This is a genomic window from Streptomyces sp. NPDC002623, from assembly GCF_053592635.1.
Genome location: NZ_JBSFWB010000025.1, coordinates 114402 through 135255, shown reverse-complemented (window position 1 = coordinate 135255; position 20854 = coordinate 114402). Strand labels below are relative to the sequence as shown.

Genomic DNA, 20854 nt, shown 5'->3' with positions numbered 1-20854 from the left:
TGTGAGGCCGGTCACCCTTCCGTTCATTTAGTTCACACTTAACCTCGGGGGCACACTGACGACATGCGCATCCCGTCGCTCCCCAGACCCCGCAGCCTGGCCGGGCAGCTCTTCGCCATGCAGGCGGTGCTGATAGCGGTCCTCGTGGCGGGGTACGCGCTGTTCACGTACGTCAGCGACCGCGGCCAGGCCGAGGAGGCGGCGGCCCGCCAGGCCACGGCGGTGGCCCGCTCGGTCGCCGACTCCCCGTCCGTGCGGGCGGCCATAGGGACCCCGGACCCCACCGCCGAGCTCCAGCCGTACGCGCTGCGGGTCATGCGCGACACGGACGTCGACTTCGTCACGATCATGAACCCGGAGGGCATCCGCTGGACCCATCCGGACGAGGCGCAGATCGGCCAGCGCTTCCTCGGCAACACGGCGAAGGCCCTGAAGGGCGAGTCCTTCACCGAGACCTACACCGGCACCCTCGGCGCGTCCGTCCGCGCGGTCACCCCGATCGAGGACGACGACAGACACGTCATCGGGATGGTCAGCGCGGGCATCAAGGTCGAGTCGATCAGCCATCGGGTGCAGGACCAGGTGACGGCCATGCTCGCGGTGGCCGTCGGCGCGCTCGCGCTGGGCGCGATCGGCACGTACGTGATCAACGCGTCGCTGCGCCGGCACACCCACGGCATGAACGCGGCCGAGCTCAGCGCCATGCACGACTACCACCAGGCCGCGTTGCACGCGGTGCGCGAGGGACTGCTGATGCTGGACGGGCAGTACCGGGTCGCGCTGATCAACGACGGGGGTCGGGAACTGCTCGGGGTCTCGGGCGAGGTGGTGGGCAGGTCGGTGGCGGAGCTCCGCCTGCCGGCCCCCCTGACCGGCGCGCTGCTCGCCTCGGAGCCGCGGGTGGACGAGGTGCATCTGACGGCGGACCGCGTCCTGGTGGTGAACACCTCGCCCGTGTCGGGCGGCGAGCGCAGGGGCACCGTCGTCACCCTGCGCGATGTGACCGAACTCCAGTCCCTGATGGGCGAGTTGGACTCGGAGCGCGGCTTCACCCAGGCCCTCCGCTCGCAGGCCCACGAGGCGGCGAACCGGCTGCACACGGTCGTCTCGCTGATCGAGCTGGGGCGCGCGGAGGAGGCCGTGGACTTCGCGACGGCGGAACTGGAACTGGCCCAGGCCCTGACCGACCAGGTGGTCGCAGCGGTGAGCGAGCCCGTGCTGGCCGCCCTTCTGCTGGGCAAGACGGCCCAGGCGAACGAGCGGGGCGTGGAACTCGTCGTCTCGGAGGCGAGCGGCCTGGACGACGGCCTGCTGCCCGAGTCGCTCCCGGCCCGCGACCTGGTCACGATCCTCGGCAACCTGATCGACAACGCGGTGGACGCGGCGCAGGGCAGCGTCCGGGGCCGGGTGACGGTGACGGCGTGCACGGAGGGCGACGAGCTGCTCCTGCGGGTGGCGGACACCGGCGCGGGGGTCGATCCCGCGCACGCCTCGCTGGTCTTCGAACGCGGCTTCTCCACCAAACCGGCGGGACCGGGCGGCCGGGGCCTCGGGCTGGCCCTCGTCCGGCAGGCCGTGAACCGGCACGAGGGAACGCTGTCGGTTGCGGAGGCCGAGGGCGGCGGAGCCGAGTTCGTGGTACGCCTGCCGTTGCGGACCACGGCCGTGTCCGGTACCTCCGGGTCCGTGTCCGGGACTGGAGGTCGAGGATGACGAGCGAAGAGCCGATCAGAGTGCTGGTCGTGGAGGACGATCCGGTCGCCGCGGACGCCCATGTCATGTACGTGGGGCGCGTCCCCGGTTTCGTGGCGGTGGGCAAGGCGCACACCGGCGCGGAGGCCCGCCGCCTCCTGGACCGCACCCCGGTGGACCTTCTCCTCCTGGACCTGCACCTGCCCGACGCGCACGGTCTGCAGCTGGCCCGCTCGCTCCGGGCGGCCGGCTACCACGCGGACGTGATCGCGGTGACGTCGGCGCGCGATCTGACGGTGGTGCGGGAGGGCGTGTCACTGGGGGTGGTGCAGTACGTCCTGAAGCCGTTCACGTTCGCGACGCTCCGCGACCGCCTGGTCCGGTACGCGGAGTTCCGTGGGGCGGCAGGCGAGGCGAGCGGCCAGGACGAGGTGGACCGCGCCCTGGCCGCCCTCCGCGCACCGGGCCCGGCGGCGCTCCCGAAGGGCCTGAGCGCGCCGACGCTGGAACGGGTGACGGAGACGGTGCGGGAGGCGGCGGAGGGACTGACGGCGGCAGGGGTCGCGGAAGCGGTGGGCATCTCCCGGATCACGGCCCGCCGGTATCTGGAGCACCTGGTCGAGGCCGGGCGGGCGGAACGGAAGCCGTTGTACGGGCAGGTGGGGCGGCCGGAGCTGGTGTACCGGTGGGTGAAAGGGGCACGGGGGCGGTGAGCGGGGCGGTCCTGACGGCCCCGTCGCCGGAAAGATCACCGGATGCCGGTGAGCCGACAGCCCCCGGCGAATTCAACAATCCGTTGCCTTCGGCCAACCCCCAGTAGTCATCGCACGCCCCACCGCCTACGGTGTCCCCGTGCCCAGACCCCCGTCCCACACTCACCAGCCCGGTCCGCCCTTCGACTCCCCCGCTGCCGCCAGGCTCCGCTCAGCCCTCGGCATGGCCCCCGAGCATGTCGCCCACAGTCTTCGCTCGTCCTATGGGCTCCCCTATGCCACCCCGGATCTCGTCGTCGCCTGGGAACGCGGGATCATGACGCCGAGCAGTCCCGAACTCACCGCCCTCGCGGGCGTGTTGTGGTGTTCGCCCGCCGAACTGATCGGCCGGCCCCGCACGCTGCGCGAACACCGCATCGCCCGTGGCTTCGCGCCCGAGGACGTGGCGCGGGTCGTGGGGCACGCGTTCCCGGAGTACGCGCGGATGGAGGAGAGCGGGCAGTGGGAGGGCTCGGAGCGGCAGTGCGCGGCCCTCGCCGAGCTGCTGGATCTCTCGCTGCCCGACCTGGTCACCGTCACCGGCCGTGAGGGCAGGCTCGGTGATCTGCTGCGGACCGCCGCCCGCACCCGCTGGCAGGCGTATGCGAAGCCCGTGGCCAAGCTGCTGCCGCTGGACCGGCGGCTCGTGGAGCACGCGCTGCGGGAGCTGCATCAGGTCTATCAGGGGCAGCTGGTCGCCACGCCGAACTGGTCGGGGGGCGACGCGGCCGGCGTCGCGAGCGAGGCCGGCCGGGACTTCCTCGACGGGATCGTCGACGCCTTCTGGACGATCGTGCAGAACCGTACGTCCCAGAACAGCTAGAAGGTCCCGGAACGCCTAGAAGGTCCGAGAACGGTCAGAAGACCGACTCCGCCTCGTCCATCCGGTCCTTCGGGACCGTCTTCAGCTCGGTCACCGCCTCCGCCAGCGGCACCATGACCACGTCCGTTCCGCGCAGGGCCGTCATCCTCCCGAACACGCCTCGGTGCGCCGCCTCCACCGCGTGCCAGCCGAAGCGGGTCGCGAGGACACGGTCGTACGCCGTCGGGACGCCGCCGCGCTGGATGTGGCCGAGAATGACCGGGCGGGCCTCCTTGCCGAGCCGCTTCTCCAGCTCGTAGGCCAGGGCCGTGCCGATGCCCTGGAAGCGCTCGTGGCCGAACTTGTCGATCGCGCCCTTGCCGTAGTCCATGGTGCCGTCGGCCGGGTGGGCGCCTTCCGCGACGCAGATCACCGCGAACTTCTTGCCGCGGGCGAAGCGCTCCTCGACCATCTTGACCAGGTCCGCCGGGTCGAAGGGCCGCTCGGGCAGGCAGATGCCGTGCGCGCCCGCCGCCATCCCGGACTCCAGCGCGATCCAGCCGGCGTGGCGGCCCATGACCTCGACGACCATCACCCGCTGGTGGGACTCGGCCGTCGTCTTGAGGCGGTCCATCGCCTCCGTGGCGACGCCGACCGCCGTGTCGAAGCCGAACGTGCGGTCCGTCGACGAGATGTCGTTGTCGATGGTCTTCGGGACGCCCACCACCGGCAGCCCGGCGTCCGACAGCATGCGCGCGGCCGTCAGCGTGCCCTCGCCGCCGATCGGGACGAGCGCGTCGATGCCGAAGGCCTCGATCATGTCGGAGGCGCTCTCGCAGGCCTCGCGCAGCCGGTCGCGCTCCAGGCGGGACGAGCCGAGGATGGTGCCGCCGCGGGCCAGGATGCCGCTCACCGCGTTGAGGTCGAGGACTCGGTAGCGGCCGTCGAGCAGACCCGCGTAGCCGTCCTCGAAGCCGATGACCTCGTCGCCGTAGTTGTCGACCGCTCGGTGTACGACCGACCGGATCACTGCGTTCAGGCCTGGACAGTCGCCACCTGCGGTGAGAACTCCGATGCGCATCGTGCTGTGTCTCCTGCTCGCTGTCGATACCGGTGAGCCGGATTCGATTGTTTCACGCCGCCGAACGGACTGTCGCTTGACGGGCGCCTTAACTACGCGCAGAGGTATTGTCAAGAGGGATCTGCTCACCTAGGTGGGCGATTTTTGCGACAGGGCCAGAACACACCGCACCCATCGAAGAGCAACCTCATCGAACGGAGAGCTCGCGTGACCCGCAGCGTGTACGTGACCGGGATCGACCGCGGCGACGGCCGCCAGGTCGTCGAGCTGGGAGTCATGGAGCTCCTGACCCGGCAGGTCGACCGGGTGGGCGTGTTCCGCCCCCTCGTCCACGACGGGCCCGACCGGCTCTTCGAACTGCTGCGCTCCCGCTACCGGCTGGCGCAGGATCCGGCCACGGTCTACGGGATGGACTACCACGAGGCGTCCGCCCTCCAGGCGGAGCAGGGCGCGGACGAGCTGGTCTCGACCCTCGTCGACCGGTTCCATCTCGTCGCCCGCGACTACGACGTCGTCCTGGTCCTCGGGACGGACTACGCCGACACGCAGTTCCCCGACGAGCTGGCCCTCAACGCCCGGCTCGCGAACGAGTTCGGCGCCTCGGTGATCCCCGTGGTCGGCGGCCGCAAGCAGACCGCGGAGTCGGTGCTCTCCGAGACCCGCAACGCCTACCGGGCCTACGAAGGCCTCTCGTGCGACGTCCTCGCCATGGTGGCGAACCGGGTCGCCCCGGAGGACCGCGACGAGATAGCCGCCGGTCTCGCCACCCGGCTGCCCGTGCCCTGCTACGTCGTGCCCGACGACCCCGCCCTGTCCGCGCCGACCGTCGCGCAGATCACTCACGCCCTGGACGCGCGGGTGGTCCTCGGCGACGACTCCGGGCTGGCCCGCGACGCCCTGGACTTCGTCTTCGGCGGGGCGATGCTGCCGAACTTCCTCGACGCGCTGACCCCGGGCTGTCTGGTCGTCACCCCGGGCGACCGGGCGGACCTGGTCGTGGGCTCGCTCGCCGCGCACAGCGCCGGCACCCCGCCGATAGCCGGGGTGCTGCTCACCCTGGGCGAGGTCCCGAGCCAGGAGGTCCTCACGCTCGCCGCCCGGCTCGCCCCAGGCACCCCCGTCGTCTCGGTGCCCGGCACCAGCTTCCCCATCGCCGAACAGCTGTTCTCCCTGGAGGGCAAGCTGAACGCGGCCACCCCGCGCAAGGCCGAGACCGCCCTGGGGCTGTTCGAACGGCACGTCGACACGAGCGAGCTGCTGAAGCGGGTCTCCGCGCCCAGCACCGACCGCGTCACCCCGATGATGTTCGAGCACAAGCTCCTCGAGCAGGCCCGCTCCGACAAGCGCCGGGTCGTCCTCCCGGAGGGCACCGAGGAGCGCGTCCTGCACGCCGCCGAGGTGCTGCTGCGCCGGGGCGTGTGCGACCTCACCCTGCTCGGTCCCGTGGACCAGATCCGCAAGAAGGCCGCCGACCTGGGCATCGACCTCGGCGACTGCCAGATCGTCGACCCCGCGACCAGCGAGCTGCGCGACCGCTTCGCCGAGCTGTACGCCGGTTTCCGGGCCCACAAGGGCGTCAGCGTCGAGCTGGCGTACGACGTCGTCTCCGACGTGAACTACTTCGGGACGCTGATGGTGCAGGAGGGGCTCGCCGACGGCATGGTGTCCGGGTCCGTGCACTCGACGGCCGCGACCATCCGGCCCGCCTTCGAGATCATCAAGACCAAGCCGGACGCCGACATCGTCTCGTCCGTCTTCTTCATGTGCCTCGGCGACAAGGTCCTCGTCTACGGCGACTGCGCGGTGAACCCCGACCCGAACGCGGAGCAACTCGCCGACATCGCCGTCCAGTCGGCCGTGACCGCCGCCCGGTTCGGGGTGGAGCCGCGGATCGCGATGCTGTCGTACTCGACGGGCACGTCCGGGTCGGGCGTCGACGTCGACAAGGTGCGCGAGGCGACCGAGCTGGTCCGCTCGCGGCGGCCCGATCTGAAGATCGAGGGGCCCATCCAGTACGACGCGGCCGTGGAGCCGAGCGTCGCCGCGACCAAGCTGCCGGGCTCCGAGGTCGCCGGGCAGGCCAGCGTGTTGATCTTCCCGGACCTCAACACGGGCAACAACACGTACAAGGCCGTGCAGCGTTCGGCCGGCGCGATCGCGGTCGGGCCGGTGCTGCAGGGGCTGCGCAAGCCCGTCAACGACCTGTCCCGGGGCGCCCTCGTCCAGGACATCGTCAACACCGTCGCCATCACGGCCATCCAGGCCCAGAGCTCCGAGCAGAAGGTTTCCCAGCTGTGAGCCCCACCCGTGTCCTCGTCCTGAACTCCGGCTCCTCGTCGGTGAAGTACCAGCTGCTCGACATGCGCGACGGCAGCCGGCTGGCGATGGGGCTCGTCGAGCGCATCGGCGAGCAGACCTCGCGGCTGAAGCACACCCCGCTCGCCGCCGGCGGCGCGAGCCGTGAGCTGACCGGGCCGATCGCCGACCACGACGCGGCGCTGAAGGCCGTCGCGGAGGAGCTGGCGAAGGACGGGCTCGGCCTCGACTCCCCCGAGCTCGCCGCCATCGGGCACCGCGTCGTGCACGGCGGGCAGAGCTTCACCGAGCCGACGGTCGTCGACGACGCCGTCCTCGCCGAGATCGAGCGGCTGATCCCGGTCGCCCCGCTGCACAACCCGGCCAACCTCACCGGCATCCGCACCGCGCAGGCGCTGCGCCCCGACCTGCCCCAGGTCGCCGTCTTCGACACCGCGTTCCACACGACGATGCCGGAGGCGGCCGCGCGCTACGCGATCGACGTCGAGACCGCCGACGCCCACCGGGTGCGGCGCTACGGCTTCCACGGGACCTCGCACGCGTACGTCTCCCGGGCGACGGCGAAGCTGCTCGGCAAGACGCCCGAGGAGGTCAACGTCATCGTGCTGCACCTGGGCAACGGGGCGTCCGCGTCGGCGGTCGAGGGCGGCCGGTGCGTGGACACGTCCATGGGGCTCACCCCGCTGGAGGGCCTCGTCATGGGCACCCGCTCGGGGGACGTCGATCCGGCCGTCATCTTCCATTTGGCGCGCGTTGGCGGAATGTCCATCGACGAAATCGACACTCTTCTCAACAAGAAGAGCGGTCTCATCGGGCTGTGCGGTGACAACGACATGCGGGAGATCCGGCGGCGGATCGACGAGGGCGACGAGCGGGCGAAGCTCGCCTTCGACATCTACATTCACCGACTGCGGAAGTACATCGGCGCCTATTACGCGGTACTCGGGCGGGTGGACGCGGTCGCGTTCACGGCCGGGGTCGGGGAGAACGCGGCGCCGGTGCGGGCGGCGGCCGTGGCCGGGCTGGACTCCCTGGGCCTGGCGGTGGACGGTGAGCTGAACGCCGTACGCGGCGACGAGCCGCGGCTGATCTCGCCGGCCGGCGCGCGGGTGGCGGTCGCCGTGGTGCCGACGGACGAGGAACTGGAGATCGCCACACAGACCTACGCGTTGGTGGGGCGGTATTGATATGCGGCTCCGTCGCGTGGCAACAGATCAGGAAAGCAACTGAGCACCAGCGCACTCATTTGTTCTTCCACCAGACGGAATATTCCGTAGCGAAACAAACCGATAGGATCGCCCCATGCGCCGTTCGAAAATCGTCTGTACTCTCGGCCCCGCGGTCGACTCCCACGAAATGCTCGTGTCCCTGATCGAAGCCGGTATGAATGTGGCCCGCTTCAACTTCAGCCACGGCACGCACGCCGAGCACCAGGGCCGGTACGACCGGGTCCGGGCCGCCGCCAAGGAGACCGGCCGGGCCATCGGCGTCCTCGCCGACCTCCAGGGCCCGAAGATCCGCCTCGAGACCTTCGCCGAGGGTCCCGTGGAGCTGGTGCGCGGTGACGAGTTCACCATCACCACCGAGGACGTCCCCGGCGACAAGACGATCTGCGGCACGACGTACAAGGGCCTGCCCGGCGACGTCTCGCGGGGCGACCAGATCCTGATCAACGACGGCAACGTCGAGCTGAAGGTCCTGGACGTCGAGGGCTCGCGGGTGAAGACGATCGTCATCGAGGGCGGTGTCATCTCCGACCACAAGGGCATCAACCTGCCCGGCGCGGCCGTCAACGTGCCCGCGCTGAGCGAGAAGGACATCGAGGACCTGCGGTTCGCGCTGCGGATGGGCGCCGACCTGGTCGCGCTGTCCTTCGTCCGGGACGCCTCGGACGTCGCCGACGTCCACAAGGTCATGGACGAGGAGGGCCGCCGGGTCCCCGTCATCGCCAAGGTGGAGAAGCCGCAGGCGGTGGAGAACATGGAGGACGTCGTGATGGCGTTCGACGGTGTGATGGTCGCGCGTGGCGACCTCGCCGTCGAGTACCCGCTGGAGCGGGTCCCCATGGTGCAGAAGCGCCTCATCGAGCTGTGCCGGCGCAACGCCAAGCCGGTGATCGTGGCGACCCAGATGATGGAGTCGATGATCACCAACTCCCGCCCGACCCGCGCCGAGGCCTCCGACGTGGCCAACGCGATCCTGGACGGCGCGGACGCGGTCATGCTGTCCGCCGAGTCGAGCGTGGGCGCCTACCCGATCGAGACCGTGAAGACGATGTCGAAGATCGTCACCGCGGCCGAGCAGGAGCTGCTCAGCAAGGGGCTGCAGCCGCTCGTGCCGGGCAAGAAGCCGCGTACGCAGGGCGGTTCGATCGCCCGCGCCGCGTGTGAGATCTCCGACTTCCTGGGCGGCCGGGGCCTGGTGGCCTTCACGCAGTCCGGCGACACCGCCCGCCGGCTGTCCCGCTACCGCGCGTCCCAGCCGATCATCGCCTTCACCACCGACGAGAACACCCGCAACCAGCTGGCGCTCAGCTGGGGCGTGGAGTCGCACGTCGTGCCGTTCGTGAACAGCACCGACGAAATGGTCGACATGGTCGACCAGGAGATCGCCAAGATCAACCGCTTCAACCCGGGCGAGATCGTCATCATCACCGCCGGCTCGCCCCCCGGTGTCGCCGGCACCACCAACATGCTGCGCGTCCACCACCTCGGCGGCGGCGACCGCGACTGAACGGGCGACCCTGTGAAGGGTTTTGAACAGCGCTGAGGGCGCTCCCTGCGAACAGGGGGCGCCCTCAGCGCTTTCTGCGGCTCCCGAACGGGTCTTGGGGGGGCTCAGCCGGCCGTCGTGTACTGGTGGAGGCCGGGTATGGTCAGCGTGCCGCCCAGCTGGCCCGCCTGCTGCACCTTCACATCGGTGAAGTAGATCAGCGGGATGTTGAGCGGCGGCGGGCTCTTCGGGGTGAACGTGACCGGGATCAGGCCGAACAGGTTGCCGGAGATGCTCTCCGTGTACATGATCGTGTCGCCGTCACGGATGGTGGACGTGGTGCCCTTGCCCGCCTGCACGTGGTAGGTCCTGCCGGACTGCTTGTCGTCCACCGTCTGGTGCAGGTCGCCGATGTCGGTGCCGTCGGAGATGACGTACTTCAGCACCTCCTTGACGGTGCCGTTGGCGGTCTTCACCTTGACGATGCCCTGGTAGTCGGCGCCCTTGAGGAGCAGCGAGCTGGCGTTCAGGTACCAGGGGTCGTCGGGCAGCCTGATCTTGTTGTCGATGCCGCTCTCGTCCTCGGTGGCGACGGGGCAGTCGTCGACGTCCGTGGCGGCGCTCTCCGAGGGGCTCGGCGAGGCCGTGGTGTCGTCGGCGGCCGCCTCCGTGTCCTCCTCGGTGTCCTTCGCCGTCTCCTCGGTCGTCTCGACGGTGTCCTTCACCTCGTCGGTGACGGCGTCGGTGGTGTCCTTGGACGTGCCCGAGGAGTCGGACGAACCCGAGTCCGACGTCGAGTCGTCGGCCGAGGCCGACGCGGAGGCCGACGGCGACGGGCTCGACGTGGCCGTCGCGTCGGAGTCGCTGCCGTCGAAGAGGTCGGTGATGGCGTCGCCGATGGTCTCCAGGACGTTCTTGCTCGTCTCGGTGTCCGACGGCTCGGTGGTCGCCGTGTCGCCGGAGTTCGTCGACGTCGAGGGCGAGGAGGACGCCGAAGGGGAGGGCTCGGTCGTGTCGCCGGAACCTGAATCCGACGAGGACGAGTCGTCCGTGTCGCCCGCGTTGCTCGACGTGTCCTTCGAGTCGTCCGTGGACGTGTCCGAGGACTCGTCGGCGGAGGGCTCGGCGGACTCGGTCGCGCTCTCCGAGGCGGACGGCGACGGCGAGGCCGACGCGGAGGCGTCCGCGTCTTCCAGGGCCGCCAGACAGTCCTTGTACTCGTCGATCGTGAGGCTCTTGGACGTCGGCTGGTCCTCGGCGTTGGCGAGGGTGGGCGTGAAGCCCATCCCCATCAACACCGCCGTCGGCATGGCCGCCAGGGCTATCGCCTTGCCGGCCGGCATGTGGAACCTGGTGAACAGCGGCTTCTTGGGTGCCGCGTGCCGCGGCCCGGTGGTTCTCACGCGGGCAGCGTCCACATCGCTCCCGGTGGAAACCTCGTCAGCCGGCACTGTGCCTCCCGTTCGCCCCGTTGGCCGGGCTCGTTCCTGACAGATCGTGCAGATCGTGCGGCTCGCCCGGGCCCTCGTCGTCCTTGGTGAAGGACGGCTTCTCGGTGAGGGCCGGGCCCGTGCTGTACGGGTTCTCGGTGAGGTCGCCCGGCGCGGCGGGCCCCTCGGGGAACGCGCCCTCGGGGGCGTCTCCGGCAGCCGTGCCGAGCTCCGGCGCCGGTGCCGGCGCGGGCGGCGCGCCCGGCGCCCAGGAGACGGCCATCGCACCGCCGATCAGAGCGAGCAGAAAGCCGATGAGGAAGCCGCCGAGGTTGGAGACGGGGATGGACACCAGCCCCAACAGGATCGCCGCGACGCCCGCGAAGGTCTGTACGTGCTTCTGAAACCACAGGCTGACGCCCAGCACACCCAGCAGCACACCGATGATCAGGGACCCGGCGCCCGCGGTGGTCGCCATCGCCAGCGTCAGGTGGCCCACCTGGAGGTGCGCGTACGGGAAGTAGGCGATGGGAAGTCCGCTGAGAAGGACGAACAGACCGGCCCAGAACGGCCGCGTACCTCGCCAGGCGCGGAACTGCTGCCTCCGGCGGGTGAACTGGCCGGGGGCGACAGGGGTCTCGGCGCTCATGGAAAACAGCTCCCTGGTGCGGCTTTGCTGTGGTGGTGAGTTGTACCTGCGGGTGGAGGCCCGGGCGGTGAACGCCCGGGCTCCAACTGGACGGGCGGGGGCGCCACCGGCTCCCCCGCCCGTCAGAGAGTGCTTAGTAGCACTCCTTGACACCCGTCGACAGCGACATCTTCAGGCCGCTGAGCTTGAAGGTTCCGGCAGTGGTGGCCCACGCCGTCTGCTTCACGTCGGTCAGCGTGGCCTTCTCGGCCTGCTGGGCGAAGCCGAAGGGGTTGGCCTGCTCGCTGCCACCCTTCATGCCCGGGCCCTTGCTGGCGTCCTTGGCCGCAACACCGATGTCGATGTTGGTGAACGTCGCGTCGGCCTCGAGGTCCTCGATGTCGACGTACAGGTTCTCGGCCTTGACCGGCGTACCGCCCCCGCCGGCCTTCAGCGTGAGGCTGACGGAACCGAGCAGCGGGATGTTCGGGGTGACCACCGACTGGCACATGTTGGTGAGCTCCGCGCTCTTGAACGCGGAGACCGCGACGGGGTGAGCCGTCTTCTTGCCGTCAAGGGTGTATCCCGTGTCGAGGGCTCCGTACTGGGAGAACCCAGTGCCCTCAAGCTTGTCCGCCGTCACCTTGAACGACTGACCCGACACACTGAACGACGCGGCAAGAGCGCCCTGCGCGAGGGCGACGCCTATGCACGCCGTGGCGGCCACGCTGGGCACCATGACGACGGCGAACCGCTTCCATCTGGTCCCGCCACGCACCTGGGACTCCATATTTCCTCCTTCTCGGACGTACATCTCCTGCTCCCGACTCGCCCCCGGTTGCGGCGGCTCAGACGGGCAGGGATGGGAGAAGTGCTACGTCCTCGGGAAGGGGAGCGCCCGTCTCGGAGGCGCGAACCGCGCACCGATCACCGGCGATCACCCCCGAGCGACAACCACTGGTCGCGCCTGACACGCATCACGCACAACCTTGCTGGACAGGCTTCGCCACAGCGAAGACCCCCCTGCCCAAGGGCCGACGTCACTGTCGTCGTCCCTGCTCGGTGGGGACCCAGGAAAACCCGTTGACCCAACCGGCTGTCGGGGTACGGGATTGGACCGAGCGTGGCCGATCGTGGTGCATTCTCGCGGCTCGCACAAGGGGGTTCGTTACTGGCTAGTAACGGCCGGATAACCGAACAACGACCCACAGGTCTCGACCGGCGACGCAGGGTGTCAACCATGCCCAGGACAAAGCTGTTGATCGCTGGACAGAATCCGACAGATCGGCGGCCTCGTCTTACTTGCAGTAACAGCGGCCGCGATTACCAAGATTTGGTAAAGCGCGGCCGCACGAGAACCACTTCGGCAGAACTTTCACTCCGACAACACGGGCCCCGACGTTTAGCGACTGGTCAGAACCCGCGCTTCCGGCCACGACGGCCGGACCGACCGGACCGGACTAGAACAGCGCGCGAGCCAACGCCCGCCTGGCCGCCGCCACTCGCGGATCCTCCGGACCGACCACCTCGAACAGCTCCAGCAGCCGCAGTCGTACGGCGTCCCGGTCCTCACCGGCCGTGCGCCGCACGGTGTCGATGAGCCGCCCGAACGCGTCCTCGACATGACCGCCCACCAGATCCAGGTCCGCGGCGGCGATCTGCGCGGCGGCGTCCGCCGGCTTCTCGGCGGCTTCCTTCCGCACCTGCTGCGGATCCATACCGCTCACCCGCTCGAGCAACTCGGCCTGTGCGAGCCCGAGTTCGGCCTCGCTGTTGCCCGGGTCGTCGGCGAGCACGTTCTTGTAGGCCTGCACCGCGCCGGCGAAGTCACCGGCGTCCAGCGCCCGTACGGCGGCTTCGAGCAGCCCGTCGTACGGCCCGGCCTGCTCCACCGCGACCTCCTGCGGGCCGGCGCCCGGCGCGGCGTCGGGGTCGACCGTCAGACCGGTGAGCCCGAACCGCTGCTCGGCGACCTGGATCAGCTGGTCGAGGGTCTCGCGGATCTGCGCCTCGCCTGCGGCCCCCTGGAAGAGGGGCAGCGCCTGGCCGGCGACGACCGCGAACACTGCCGGGATGCCCTGCACCCCGAACTGCTGCATCAGCATCTGATTGGCGTCGACGTCGATCTTGGCGAGCAGGAAGCGGCCGTCGTACTCGACGGCGAGCCGCTCCAGGACGGGGCTCAGCTGCTTGCAGGGCTGACACCACTCCGCCCAGAAGTCGATGACGACGGGCACCTCGGCGGACCTCTGCAGGACCTCCTGCTCGAACCCCGCCTCATCGACGTCGATGACGAGATCGGCCGGGGAGACGGCCCCCGCGCCGCCCTGCCTGGCCGCTTCGGCGCGCGTCTGCTCCGCCTTCGCCTTGGCCTCCTGGGCCGCCTTCACCGCGGCGAGGTCGACGACTCCGCTCATGGACATGTTCCGTGGCTGCATGCGTCTATCCTCCCCCGTCCGCGCGCCTGCGTGAAAAGCGATCCGAATACATCCCGAACTGCGCCTCGAACATCCCGAACACGAGCGCCCGGGTCCCCACCCGCGCCCCGCCGGACCTGGCCCGTGTACGTCCGTCACGAGCTTTCGCTACGAGTCGTAGCGTAATGGCACTGAGTGCCTGCACAACACCGCTACCAGGTGATCTCCCTCACGGGAGGCTCGACAAAACCTGCGGTTATCGTCTGGGGATGCAGATCCGCACCCCCGCCTGTCGCACCGGCCGCACCGGCCGTCCGCGCAGTGCCGCCGCGGACACCGCGATCCTGGCCGCGACCCGGCAGGCCCTGGTCGAACTGGGCTGGTCGAAACTGACCCTGGGGGACGTGGCGACGCGCGCCGGCGTCGCCAAGACGACCCTCTACCGCCGCTGGGCCGGCAAGAACGAACTGGTCGTCGACGCCGTCGCGGAACTCTTCGGCGAACTCGAACTCCCCGACCGCGGCAGCCTCGCCGCGGACATCGAGGGCGTGGTCCTGCAGTTCGCGGCGATCCTGGCCCGTCCGGAGGCGAAGAGCGGCCTGATGGCGGCCGTCGCCGAGTCCACCCGCGACGACGCGCTGCGCGAACGCATCCGGGCCTCCATCGTCGACCCCCAGAAGGACCTGGTCCTGGAGGGCCGGGCCCGCGCCCAGGCCCGCGGCGAACTCCCCCCGGAGACGGACGCGGCCGAGGCCGCCCGCACGGTCGACCTCATTTTCGACGTGGTGGCGGGCGCGGTGGTGCACCGCACCCTGGTCAGCGCGGAACCGGCGGACGAGGAGTGGGCGAGGAGTTTCACCAGGCTCCTGGTGACAGGCCTCACCGCCGGCCCGTCCGGCGCTTGGTGATTCTCTTCAGCCCGTCCGGCGCTTGAGGACAAAGGGACTAGAACCCCGGCGGCTCGGTGTACACCCCCCACTCGTCCCGCAGCACCCCGCAGATCTCACCCAGAGTCGCCTCTGCCCGCGCAGCGTCCAGCATCGGCCCGATCATGTTGGAGCCGTTCCGGGCGGCGCCCAGCATCGCATCGAGCGCCCCCCGCACGGCGACCTCGTCGCGAGCGGCCTTCCGCGCCCCCAGCTCCCGCACCTGCTCCCGCTCCACCTCATGGCTGACGCGCAGGATCTCCAGATCCCCGGTCACCGACCCGGTGTGCGCGTTGACGCCGACGACCCGCTTCTCCCCCTTCTCCAGCGACTGCTGATACCGGAACGCCGACTCCGCGATCTCCCCGGTGAACCAGCCGTCCTCGATGCCCCGCAGGATCCCGGAGGTGATCGGCCCGATCGGGTGCCGTCCGTCGGGGTGGGCCCGCAGCCCGCGCTCCCTGACCTGCTCGAAGATCTCCTCGGCGGCGGCCTCGATCCGGTCCGTCAGCTGCTCGACGTACCACGAACCGCCCAGCGGATCGGCCACGTTGGCGACCCCGGTCTCCTCCATCAGCACCTGCTGCGTGCGTAGCGCGATCTCGGCGGCCTGCTCGCTCGGCAGGGCGAGGGTCTCGTCGAGGGCGTTGGTGTGCAGCGAGTTGGTCCCGCCGAGGACCGCCGCGAGCGCCTCCACCGCCGTACGCACCACGTTGTTGTACGGCTGCTGCGCGGTCAGCGAGACACCGGCGGTCTGCGTGTGGAACCGCAGCCACTGCGCCTTTTCGGACTGCGCGCCGTACACGTCCCGCATCCATCGGGCCCAGATCCGGCGCGCCGCGCGGAACTTGGCGATCTCCTCGAAGAAATCGACGTGCGCGTCGAAGAAGAAGGAGAGGCCGGGGGCGAACACGTCCACGTCCAGCCCACGGCTCAGCCCCAGTTCCACGTACCCGAAGCCGTCCGCGAGCGTGTAGGCCAGCTCCTGCGCGGCCGTGGCTCCCGCCTCCCGGATGTGGTAGCCGGAGACGGACAGCGGTTTGTAGGCGGGGATGCCCGTCGCGCAGTACTCCATCAGATCGCCGATCAGCCGCAGATGGGGCTCCGGCCGGAAGAGCCACTCCTTCTGCGCGATGTACTCCTTGAAGATGTCGGTCTGGAGCGTGCCGTTGAGCACCCCCGGATCCACGCCCTGCCGTTCGGCGGCGACGAGGTACATGCAGAAGACGGGCACGGCCGGCCCGCTGATCGTCATGGACGTCGTGACCTCGCCCAGCGGGATGTCCTTGAAGAGGACCTCCATGTCGGCGGCCGAGTCGACGGCGACCCCGCAGTGTCCGACCTCGCCCAGCGACCGGGGGTCGTCGGAGTCCCGCCCCATCAGGGTGGGCATGTCGAACGCCACGGACAGACCCCCGCCCCCGTTGGCGAGGATCGTCCTGTACCGCTCGTTGGTCTGCTCGGCGTTACCGAACCCGGCGAACTGCCGGATGGTCCAGCTGCGCCCCCGGTAGCCGGTCGGGTACAGCCCGCGCGTGAAGGGGTACTCCCCCGGCCACCCGATCCGCTCGAAACCGTCGTAGACATCCCCCGCGCGTGGCCCGTACACCGGCTCCACGGAGTCTCCGGAGAGCGTGCTGAAGTCGGCCTCGCGCTTGCGTGAAGCGTCGTACCGGGCCTGCCAGCGGCGACGGCCCTCTTCGATGGCGTCAGCGTCCATGCACCCAATTTACTAGGACGTCCTAGTAAACGTCGACGGCAAACCGCCGTACGTGTGTACGTACGGCGGTGGTACCTGCGGTGGGGGTTACGCCTTGGCGGGCACGGGGGCAGCGTCCACGATCTTGGACTCCAGCTCGCGGCTGATCTTCCGCTCCACGAAGAAGGCGGCCGTCGGGATCGTCCCGGCCAGCAGCACCCACAGCTGACGGGCCACCGGCCACTTCGCCTTGGAGCCCAGGTCGAAGGCGAAGACGAGGTAGAGGACGTACAGCCAGCCGTGCGCGATGGCGACGACGCGGGTGAAGTCGGCGGCGCCGTCGACGTCCAGGCCGTACTTGGCGATCATGCTCAGGCACAGCAGGACCAGCAGCACACCGGTGACGTAGGCCAGAACGCGGTAGCGGGTCAGCACGCTTTTCTTCATGCCGTCGAGCGTAACGACCCGTTCCGGGGGATCTTGCCCCGGGTCACCGCTGCGGGATCCGGGTCACTCCTCGTCGAAGTCGCTCGCGGCGACCCGCAGCGGCCGCAGCATCGCGAAGATCTCCCCGCACTCCTCCGCGTCGTACACCCCGAGCCCGAAGTCCATCGCCATCAGGTCGCGGGTCGCCGCCTCGACGGCCTCACGGCCCTTGTCGGTGATGACGGCGAGGGTGCCGCGCCCGTCGTTGGGGTTGGGGCGCCGGGCGACCAGGCCCGACTTCACCAGGCGGTCGACGGTGTTGGTCACCGAGGTGGGGTGCACCTGAAGCCGCTCGCCGATCTTCGACATGGTCAGCTCGCCCTCCTTGGAGAAGGTGAGCAGCACCAGCGCCTCGTACCGTGCGAACGTCAGGCCGTACGGCTTGACCACCGCGTCCACCTCGGCGAGCAGGATCTGGTGCGCGCGCATGATCGACGTGATCGCGGCCATGGACGGCACACTCCCCCAACGCTGCTTCCAGAGCTCGTCGGCACGGGCGATGGGGTCGAAGGGGAGACTGGGCGGTTTCGGCACGCTTCCAGACCTTACCGGCCGGTCATATCGCGGTCAGCCCCCGTCTCGGCCCTCGGTCCGCCGCACTTCCCGGGCCGCCAGCACACAGACCGCCGTCCCCAGCACGCCCGCCCCCGTGACCGCGGCCGGCACGCCCACGAGCTCGGCGGCCGCCCCCGCCAGGGCCATGCCGACGCCCTGGAGCGTCATGAGCCCGGCCGTGAGCAGCGTCATCGCCCGGCCGCGCAGTTCCTCGGGCACGTCCCGGACGATCCACTGGTCGAGGCCGAGGGTGTACGCCGACCCGGCGCCCGCGACCAGCAGCAGGAGCAGCGAGACCGCGAGGCCGGGATGGAAGGCGTAGCCGAGGTAGGGCAGCAGGGTCACACAGACGAGCGGGAGGGCGATGCGCTCGCGGGTGACGGGGCGCAGCCGCGACCCGGCGTACAGCTCGCCGGCGATCGTGCCGACCGGCAGCGCGCACATCAGCAGGCCCAGGCCGGCCGGGCCGACGCCGAGGTCGTCGGCGTACGGCGCCGACAGCGCCTCCGGGGCGACGGTGAACGTCGGCGGCAGCCAGAAGAGCAGCAGCAGCGCGCGGGTGCGCCGGTCGGCGAGGACCTGCCGGGCCCCCTTGAGGGAGTCCGTGACCAGCGCCCCGCCGGTGCGGGCCCGCGCGGGGCGGCGGCGGGTGCCCAGGCGCAGCAGGGCGGCGGAGGCGAGGAAGGTGCCGACGGTGATCAGGAGGGCCTGGCGCGGGGAAGTGACGGTGAGCAGCACCCCGCCGAGTCCGAAGCCGACGAGCAGCGCGCTCTGCGCGGTGATGCGCAGCAGGGAGCGGCCGAGGACGAACAGGTCGCCGTCGCCGAGGATGTCCGCGAGGGTGGCCATCCGGGTGCCCGCGAAGATCGGCGAGACGACGGCGAGGCAGCAGCGCAGGGCCAGCAGGACGGCGAGGGGCGCGCCCGGGGCCGTCATCGGCAGCACGCATACCGCGCACACCAGGTCGCAGCCGACGAGCACGCGCCGGGCCGGGTAGCGGTCGGCGACCCCGGCGAGCAGGGTGCCGCCGACCACGTACGGCAGGAAGCCGACGGCCCAGGCCAGGGCGCTCATCAGGGGCGAGCCGGTCAGGTCGTAGACGAGTACGGACAGCGCGATCTCGGCGACGATCACGCCGAGCATGGACAGCAGATGGGCAGCGAAGACGGCCCGGAACTCGCGCACGGCGAAGACCCGGCGGTATCCCGGGGGCGCGGCTTTCGTGGTGGCGGTCGTGACCGTCTCGGCTTCTGACATGGGCAGCAGCGTGCCGGGGCACGGGCGTGCGCCCTAGAGTTTCGGGTACAGCCGAATGTTCGGCCGGATGTTCGGCCGAAGGTTCGGGAGAGTCCGCAAGGAGCGCATGTGCCGTCGCATCTGCATTTCGGGGAGGACGACTTCCTGCGCTGCCGCTTCGCGGTGTCCCCGCTGTGGGAGACGCAGGAGGTCGCGCGCACCCTCAAGCGGCCCGACCGGCACGGCTACCACGCACCGTGGCTGCGCCGGATCCGGACGGCGGCCGAGGCGCTCGACCTGACCGCTCTGTGGCTGCTGATGCCGCGCCGGGGCCACTCCCCCGACTGGCTGTGCCCGCCGCCGCTCGGGCCCGCGGCCGGTTTCGAGGAGGAGCTCGCCGCGGTCCGGGCCGCCGATCCGCGGGCCGCCCGGGAGGACAGCGCGCGCTCGCTCGCGGACACCCCCGGCGCGCTGGACTCGCCGCGGGGGCGGGCCTGGCTGGCGGATCCGGAGCGCATGATCCAGGAGGTGGCCGAGGTGCTGGCGGAGGTCTGGCACACCCTCCTCGCGCCGGACTGGACGCGGCTGCGCGCCCTGCTGGAGGCGGACGTCGCCTTCCACTCGCGCCGGCTGGCCGAGGTGGGTCTGGGCGGGCTGCTGCCGGAGATCGACCGGCGGTGCGGCTGGCGGGCCGGGACGCTGACCGTCGCCTCGAACGGCGCGCACGAGCGGCACCTGGGCGGCCAGGGGCTGGTGCTGATGCCGAGCGTGTTCTCCTGGCCGGACGTCGTCACCGGCTTCGACCCGCCCTGGCAGCCGACCCTGGTCTATCCCGCGCGCGGGATCGCCGGTCTGTGGTCGGATCCCGTCGACCGCTCCCCCGAGGCCCTGGTCCGGCTGCTGGGCCGGGGCCGGGCCGCCGTGCTCACCGCGCTGGACGATCCGGCGACCACCTCCGCCCTCGCCCACCGCCTCGGCCTCGCCCCGTCCTCGGTGTCCGCGCATCTGACCGTGCTGCGCGACTCCGGCCTGCTGGTGTCCCGGCGCTACGGCCACCGGGTGCTGTACGAGCGGACGCCGCTGGGAATCGCGCTGGTGTCCGGCGGCGCCCGCCCGTCGGACGCCGCTCAGTAGAGGCTGCGCAGGCCGAGGACGTCGCCCTTGCCGAGGGTGCGGGCGTCGGTGGAGCAGGCGAACGAGCTCGAGTACATGGTCAGGTTCTGGTGTCCGGCGCCGGAGTGGCCGAGGCCGAAGACGTGCCCGGCCTCGTGGGTGGCGACGCTGCGGACGTCGTACGCGTGCGTGCAGCCGCCGGACGGGCTGTCGGTGAACGCGTAGTCATGGGTGTTGAAGCGGACGTCGGCCTCCAGGAGCTCGTCCGGGCCGCCCGGCACCGGCCGGCTCCAGGAGCAGGTCGTGGCGACGGCGTCGCTGCCGATGTCGCCCGCGTCCCAGACGCTCAGGCCGTCCCGGCGGACGCAGCGGGCGGCGCGGTCGATGCCGGCCTCGTTGGCGGTGGTCGACAGATAGCGGGCCTTCGCCCCGACCGCGTCGTCGTAGCCGCAGTCGTTGCGGCTGCCGGTGATGGTGGCGACGGCGTCCTCGAAGGCCCGCCGGGCCTCGGCGCGGGAGAGGTTGCCGGGCAGGGGGCCGTCGCCGACGAACCACTCGTAGGTGCCGTACTCCTTGCGCCCGGCGGTGGAGTACGCGCCGTCGGTGCAGGGGCCGGGGGCGTCGGCGCGGCTGTCCGGGCGGGCGGGTGCGTGGGCCGCCTCGTAGGTGTACGCGACCTTGCCGTCGGCGGCGACCGCCACGGTGAAGCCGTGTTCCTCGCCGTCCGCCGTGAGGGCGTCGACGCTGACCGTCGTGCCGGGTTCGGGCACGGTCACGCCGGCGCCGGCGTGGGTGACGACGCGGCCGACGGCGAGGCAGTCGAGCACGGACGAGCCGGCGGGCAGGTCGTCGACGGTCAGCTCGCCCCGGGCGAGCGCGCACGCGGGCGTGCGCTGCACCTCCCCCACGCAGACCGCCGACAGCGCCGCCCCCAGTACCAACGCCGTGATCGCCCTGCCGAGAGACCCCGGCCCGCGCCGCCCTGCCACCGCACACTCCCCTTCAATGC

The 20854-nt window shown here is 70.9% G+C and carries 18 protein-coding genes; 8 read left to right on the top strand and 10 right to left on the bottom strand.

Annotation, left to right across the window (positions count from 1 at the left end; genetic code table 11):
- Positions 1–63: 63 nt before the first annotated feature.
- The 3 genes from ACWD4O_RS35165 (at position 64) to ACWD4O_RS35155 (ending at position 3267) form a co-directional block, all read left to right on the top strand.
- Positions 64–1713 (top strand): sensor histidine kinase, encoded by a 1650-nt coding sequence (locus ACWD4O_RS35165; RefSeq protein WP_451286219.1) that lies wholly within the window; start codon positions 64–66, stop codon positions 1711–1713.
- Complete coding sequence (locus ACWD4O_RS35160; RefSeq protein WP_351913195.1) at positions 1710–2405, top strand: response regulator; 696 nt, start codon at positions 1710–1712, stop codon at positions 2403–2405. The genes ACWD4O_RS35165 and ACWD4O_RS35160 overlap by 4 nt, the downstream gene beginning before the upstream one ends.
- 139 nt (positions 2406–2544) lie before the next feature.
- A complete protein-coding gene (locus ACWD4O_RS35155) occupies positions 2545–3267 on the top strand; it encodes a helix-turn-helix domain-containing protein (RefSeq protein ID WP_451286216.1) in 723 nt (240 codons plus the stop codon).
- Positions 3268–3301: 34 nt separating this feature from the next.
- On the opposite strand, the gene ACWD4O_RS35150 is transcribed toward ACWD4O_RS35155, so the two are convergent.
- Positions 3302–4327 (bottom strand): ATP-dependent 6-phosphofructokinase, encoded by a 1026-nt coding sequence (locus tag ACWD4O_RS35150; protein WP_351913199.1) that lies wholly within the window; start codon positions 4325–4327, stop codon positions 3302–3304.
- A gap of 207 nt (positions 4328–4534) precedes the next feature.
- On the opposite strand from ACWD4O_RS35150, the gene pta reads away from it, so the two are divergent.
- The 3 genes from pta to pyk all read left to right on the top strand — a co-directional run bounded on the left by pta (position 4535) and on the right by pyk (position 9376).
- A complete protein-coding gene (pta, locus tag ACWD4O_RS35145) occupies positions 4535–6625 on the top strand; it encodes a phosphate acetyltransferase (RefSeq protein ID WP_451286214.1) in 2091 nt (696 codons plus the stop codon).
- Positions 6622–7830, top strand: a complete 1209-nt coding sequence (locus tag ACWD4O_RS35140; protein ID WP_451286212.1) for an acetate kinase — start codon at positions 6622–6624, stop codon at positions 7828–7830. The genes pta and ACWD4O_RS35140 overlap by 4 nt, the downstream gene beginning before the upstream one ends.
- 115 nt (positions 7831–7945) lie before the next feature.
- Positions 7946–9376, top strand: a complete 1431-nt coding sequence (gene pyk / locus ACWD4O_RS35135) for a pyruvate kinase (RefSeq protein WP_451286210.1) — start codon at positions 7946–7948, stop codon at positions 9374–9376.
- Between the two features lie 104 nt (positions 9377–9480).
- Here the strand turns inward: pyk and ACWD4O_RS35130 are convergent, their stop codons facing one another.
- From ACWD4O_RS35130 to ACWD4O_RS35115, 4 genes are all read right to left on the bottom strand, one after another.
- A complete protein-coding gene (locus tag ACWD4O_RS35130; protein WP_451286208.1) occupies positions 9481–10806 on the bottom strand; it encodes a hypothetical protein in 1326 nt (441 codons plus the stop codon).
- The gene (locus ACWD4O_RS35125) at positions 10796–11434 is read right to left on the bottom strand and encodes a DUF6114 domain-containing protein (RefSeq protein WP_451286206.1); all 639 of its coding nucleotides are present in this window, start codon (positions 11432–11434) and stop codon (positions 10796–10798) included. The genes ACWD4O_RS35130 and ACWD4O_RS35125 overlap by 11 nt, the downstream gene beginning before the upstream one ends.
- A 133-nt stretch (positions 11435–11567) precedes the next feature.
- A complete protein-coding gene (locus ACWD4O_RS35120; protein WP_450950980.1) occupies positions 11568–12203 on the bottom strand; it encodes a DUF6230 family protein in 636 nt (211 codons plus the stop codon).
- Between the two features lie 670 nt (positions 12204–12873).
- A complete protein-coding gene (locus ACWD4O_RS35115) occupies positions 12874–13851 on the bottom strand; it encodes a tetratricopeptide repeat protein (RefSeq protein ID WP_451286204.1) in 978 nt (325 codons plus the stop codon).
- Between the two features lie 248 nt (positions 13852–14099).
- On the opposite strand from ACWD4O_RS35115, the gene ACWD4O_RS35110 reads away from it, so the two are divergent.
- Entirely contained in the window at positions 14100–14738 is a 639-nt protein-coding gene (locus ACWD4O_RS35110; RefSeq protein WP_451286203.1) for a TetR/AcrR family transcriptional regulator, read from the top strand.
- A gap of 37 nt (positions 14739–14775) precedes the next feature.
- Here the strand turns inward: ACWD4O_RS35110 and ACWD4O_RS35105 are convergent, their stop codons facing one another.
- From ACWD4O_RS35105 to ACWD4O_RS35090, 4 genes are all read right to left on the bottom strand, one after another.
- Complete coding sequence (locus ACWD4O_RS35105; protein WP_451286201.1) at positions 14776–16476, bottom strand: acyl-CoA mutase large subunit family protein; 1701 nt, start codon at positions 16474–16476, stop codon at positions 14776–14778.
- An 87-nt stretch (positions 16477–16563) separates the two neighbouring features.
- Entirely contained in the window at positions 16564–16902 is a 339-nt protein-coding gene (locus tag ACWD4O_RS35100) for a DUF3817 domain-containing protein (protein WP_450950976.1), read from the bottom strand.
- Positions 16903–16965: 63 nt separating this feature from the next.
- Positions 16966–17475 (bottom strand): MarR family winged helix-turn-helix transcriptional regulator, encoded by a 510-nt coding sequence (locus tag ACWD4O_RS35095; RefSeq protein ID WP_451286199.1) that lies wholly within the window; start codon positions 17473–17475, stop codon positions 16966–16968.
- A 33-nt stretch (positions 17476–17508) separates the two neighbouring features.
- Entirely contained in the window at positions 17509–18753 is a 1245-nt protein-coding gene (locus ACWD4O_RS35090) for an MFS transporter (protein WP_451286197.1), read from the bottom strand.
- Positions 18754–18861: 108 nt separating this feature from the next.
- Between ACWD4O_RS35090 and ACWD4O_RS35085 the strand changes: the two genes are divergently transcribed.
- Positions 18862–19866 (top strand): DUF5937 family protein, encoded by a 1005-nt coding sequence (locus ACWD4O_RS35085; protein ID WP_451286195.1) that lies wholly within the window; start codon positions 18862–18864, stop codon positions 19864–19866.
- Here ACWD4O_RS35085 and ACWD4O_RS35080 read toward each other — a convergent pair.
- Positions 19860–20834: a matrixin family metalloprotease gene (locus ACWD4O_RS35080; RefSeq protein WP_451286193.1), complete on the bottom strand. Its 975-nt coding sequence runs from the start codon at positions 20832–20834 to the stop codon at positions 19860–19862. The two genes, ACWD4O_RS35085 and ACWD4O_RS35080, sit on opposite strands and share 7 nt — an antisense overlap.
- Positions 20835–20854: the final 20 nt, after the last annotated feature.

Excerpts from the sequence above, each read along its gene's own strand:
- ACWD4O_RS35165 (WP_451286219.1), top strand. The coding sequence starts at position 64 with ATGCGCATCCCGTCGCTCCCCAGACCCCGCAGCCTGGCCGGGCAGCTC.
- ACWD4O_RS35160 (WP_351913195.1), top strand. The coding sequence starts at position 1,710 with ATGACGAGCGAAGAGCCGATCAGAGTGCTGGTCGTGGAGGACGATCCG.
- ACWD4O_RS35150 (WP_351913199.1), bottom strand. The coding sequence starts at position 4,327 with ATGCGCATCGGAGTTCTCACCGCAGGTGGCGACTGTCCAGGCCTGAAC.
- pyk (WP_451286210.1), top strand. The coding sequence starts at position 7,946 with ATGCGCCGTTCGAAAATCGTCTGTACTCTCGGCCCCGCGGTCGACTCC.
- ACWD4O_RS35125 (WP_451286206.1), bottom strand. The coding sequence starts at position 11,434 with ATGAGCGCCGAGACCCCTGTCGCCCCCGGCCAGTTCACCCGCCGGAGG.
- ACWD4O_RS35120 (WP_450950980.1), bottom strand. The coding sequence starts at position 12,203 with ATGGAGTCCCAGGTGCGTGGCGGGACCAGATGGAAGCGGTTCGCCGTC.
- ACWD4O_RS35115 (WP_451286204.1), bottom strand. The coding sequence starts at position 13,851 with ATGCAGCCACGGAACATGTCCATGAGCGGAGTCGTCGACCTCGCCGCG.
- ACWD4O_RS35110 (WP_451286203.1), top strand. The coding sequence starts at position 14,100 with ATGCAGATCCGCACCCCCGCCTGTCGCACCGGCCGCACCGGCCGTCCG.
- ACWD4O_RS35105 (WP_451286201.1), bottom strand. The coding sequence starts at position 16,476 with ATGGACGCTGACGCCATCGAAGAGGGCCGTCGCCGCTGGCAGGCCCGG.
- ACWD4O_RS35100 (WP_450950976.1), bottom strand. The coding sequence starts at position 16,902 with ATGAAGAAAAGCGTGCTGACCCGCTACCGCGTTCTGGCCTACGTCACC.
- ACWD4O_RS35090 (WP_451286197.1), bottom strand. The coding sequence starts at position 18,753 with ATGTCAGAAGCCGAGACGGTCACGACCGCCACCACGAAAGCCGCGCCC.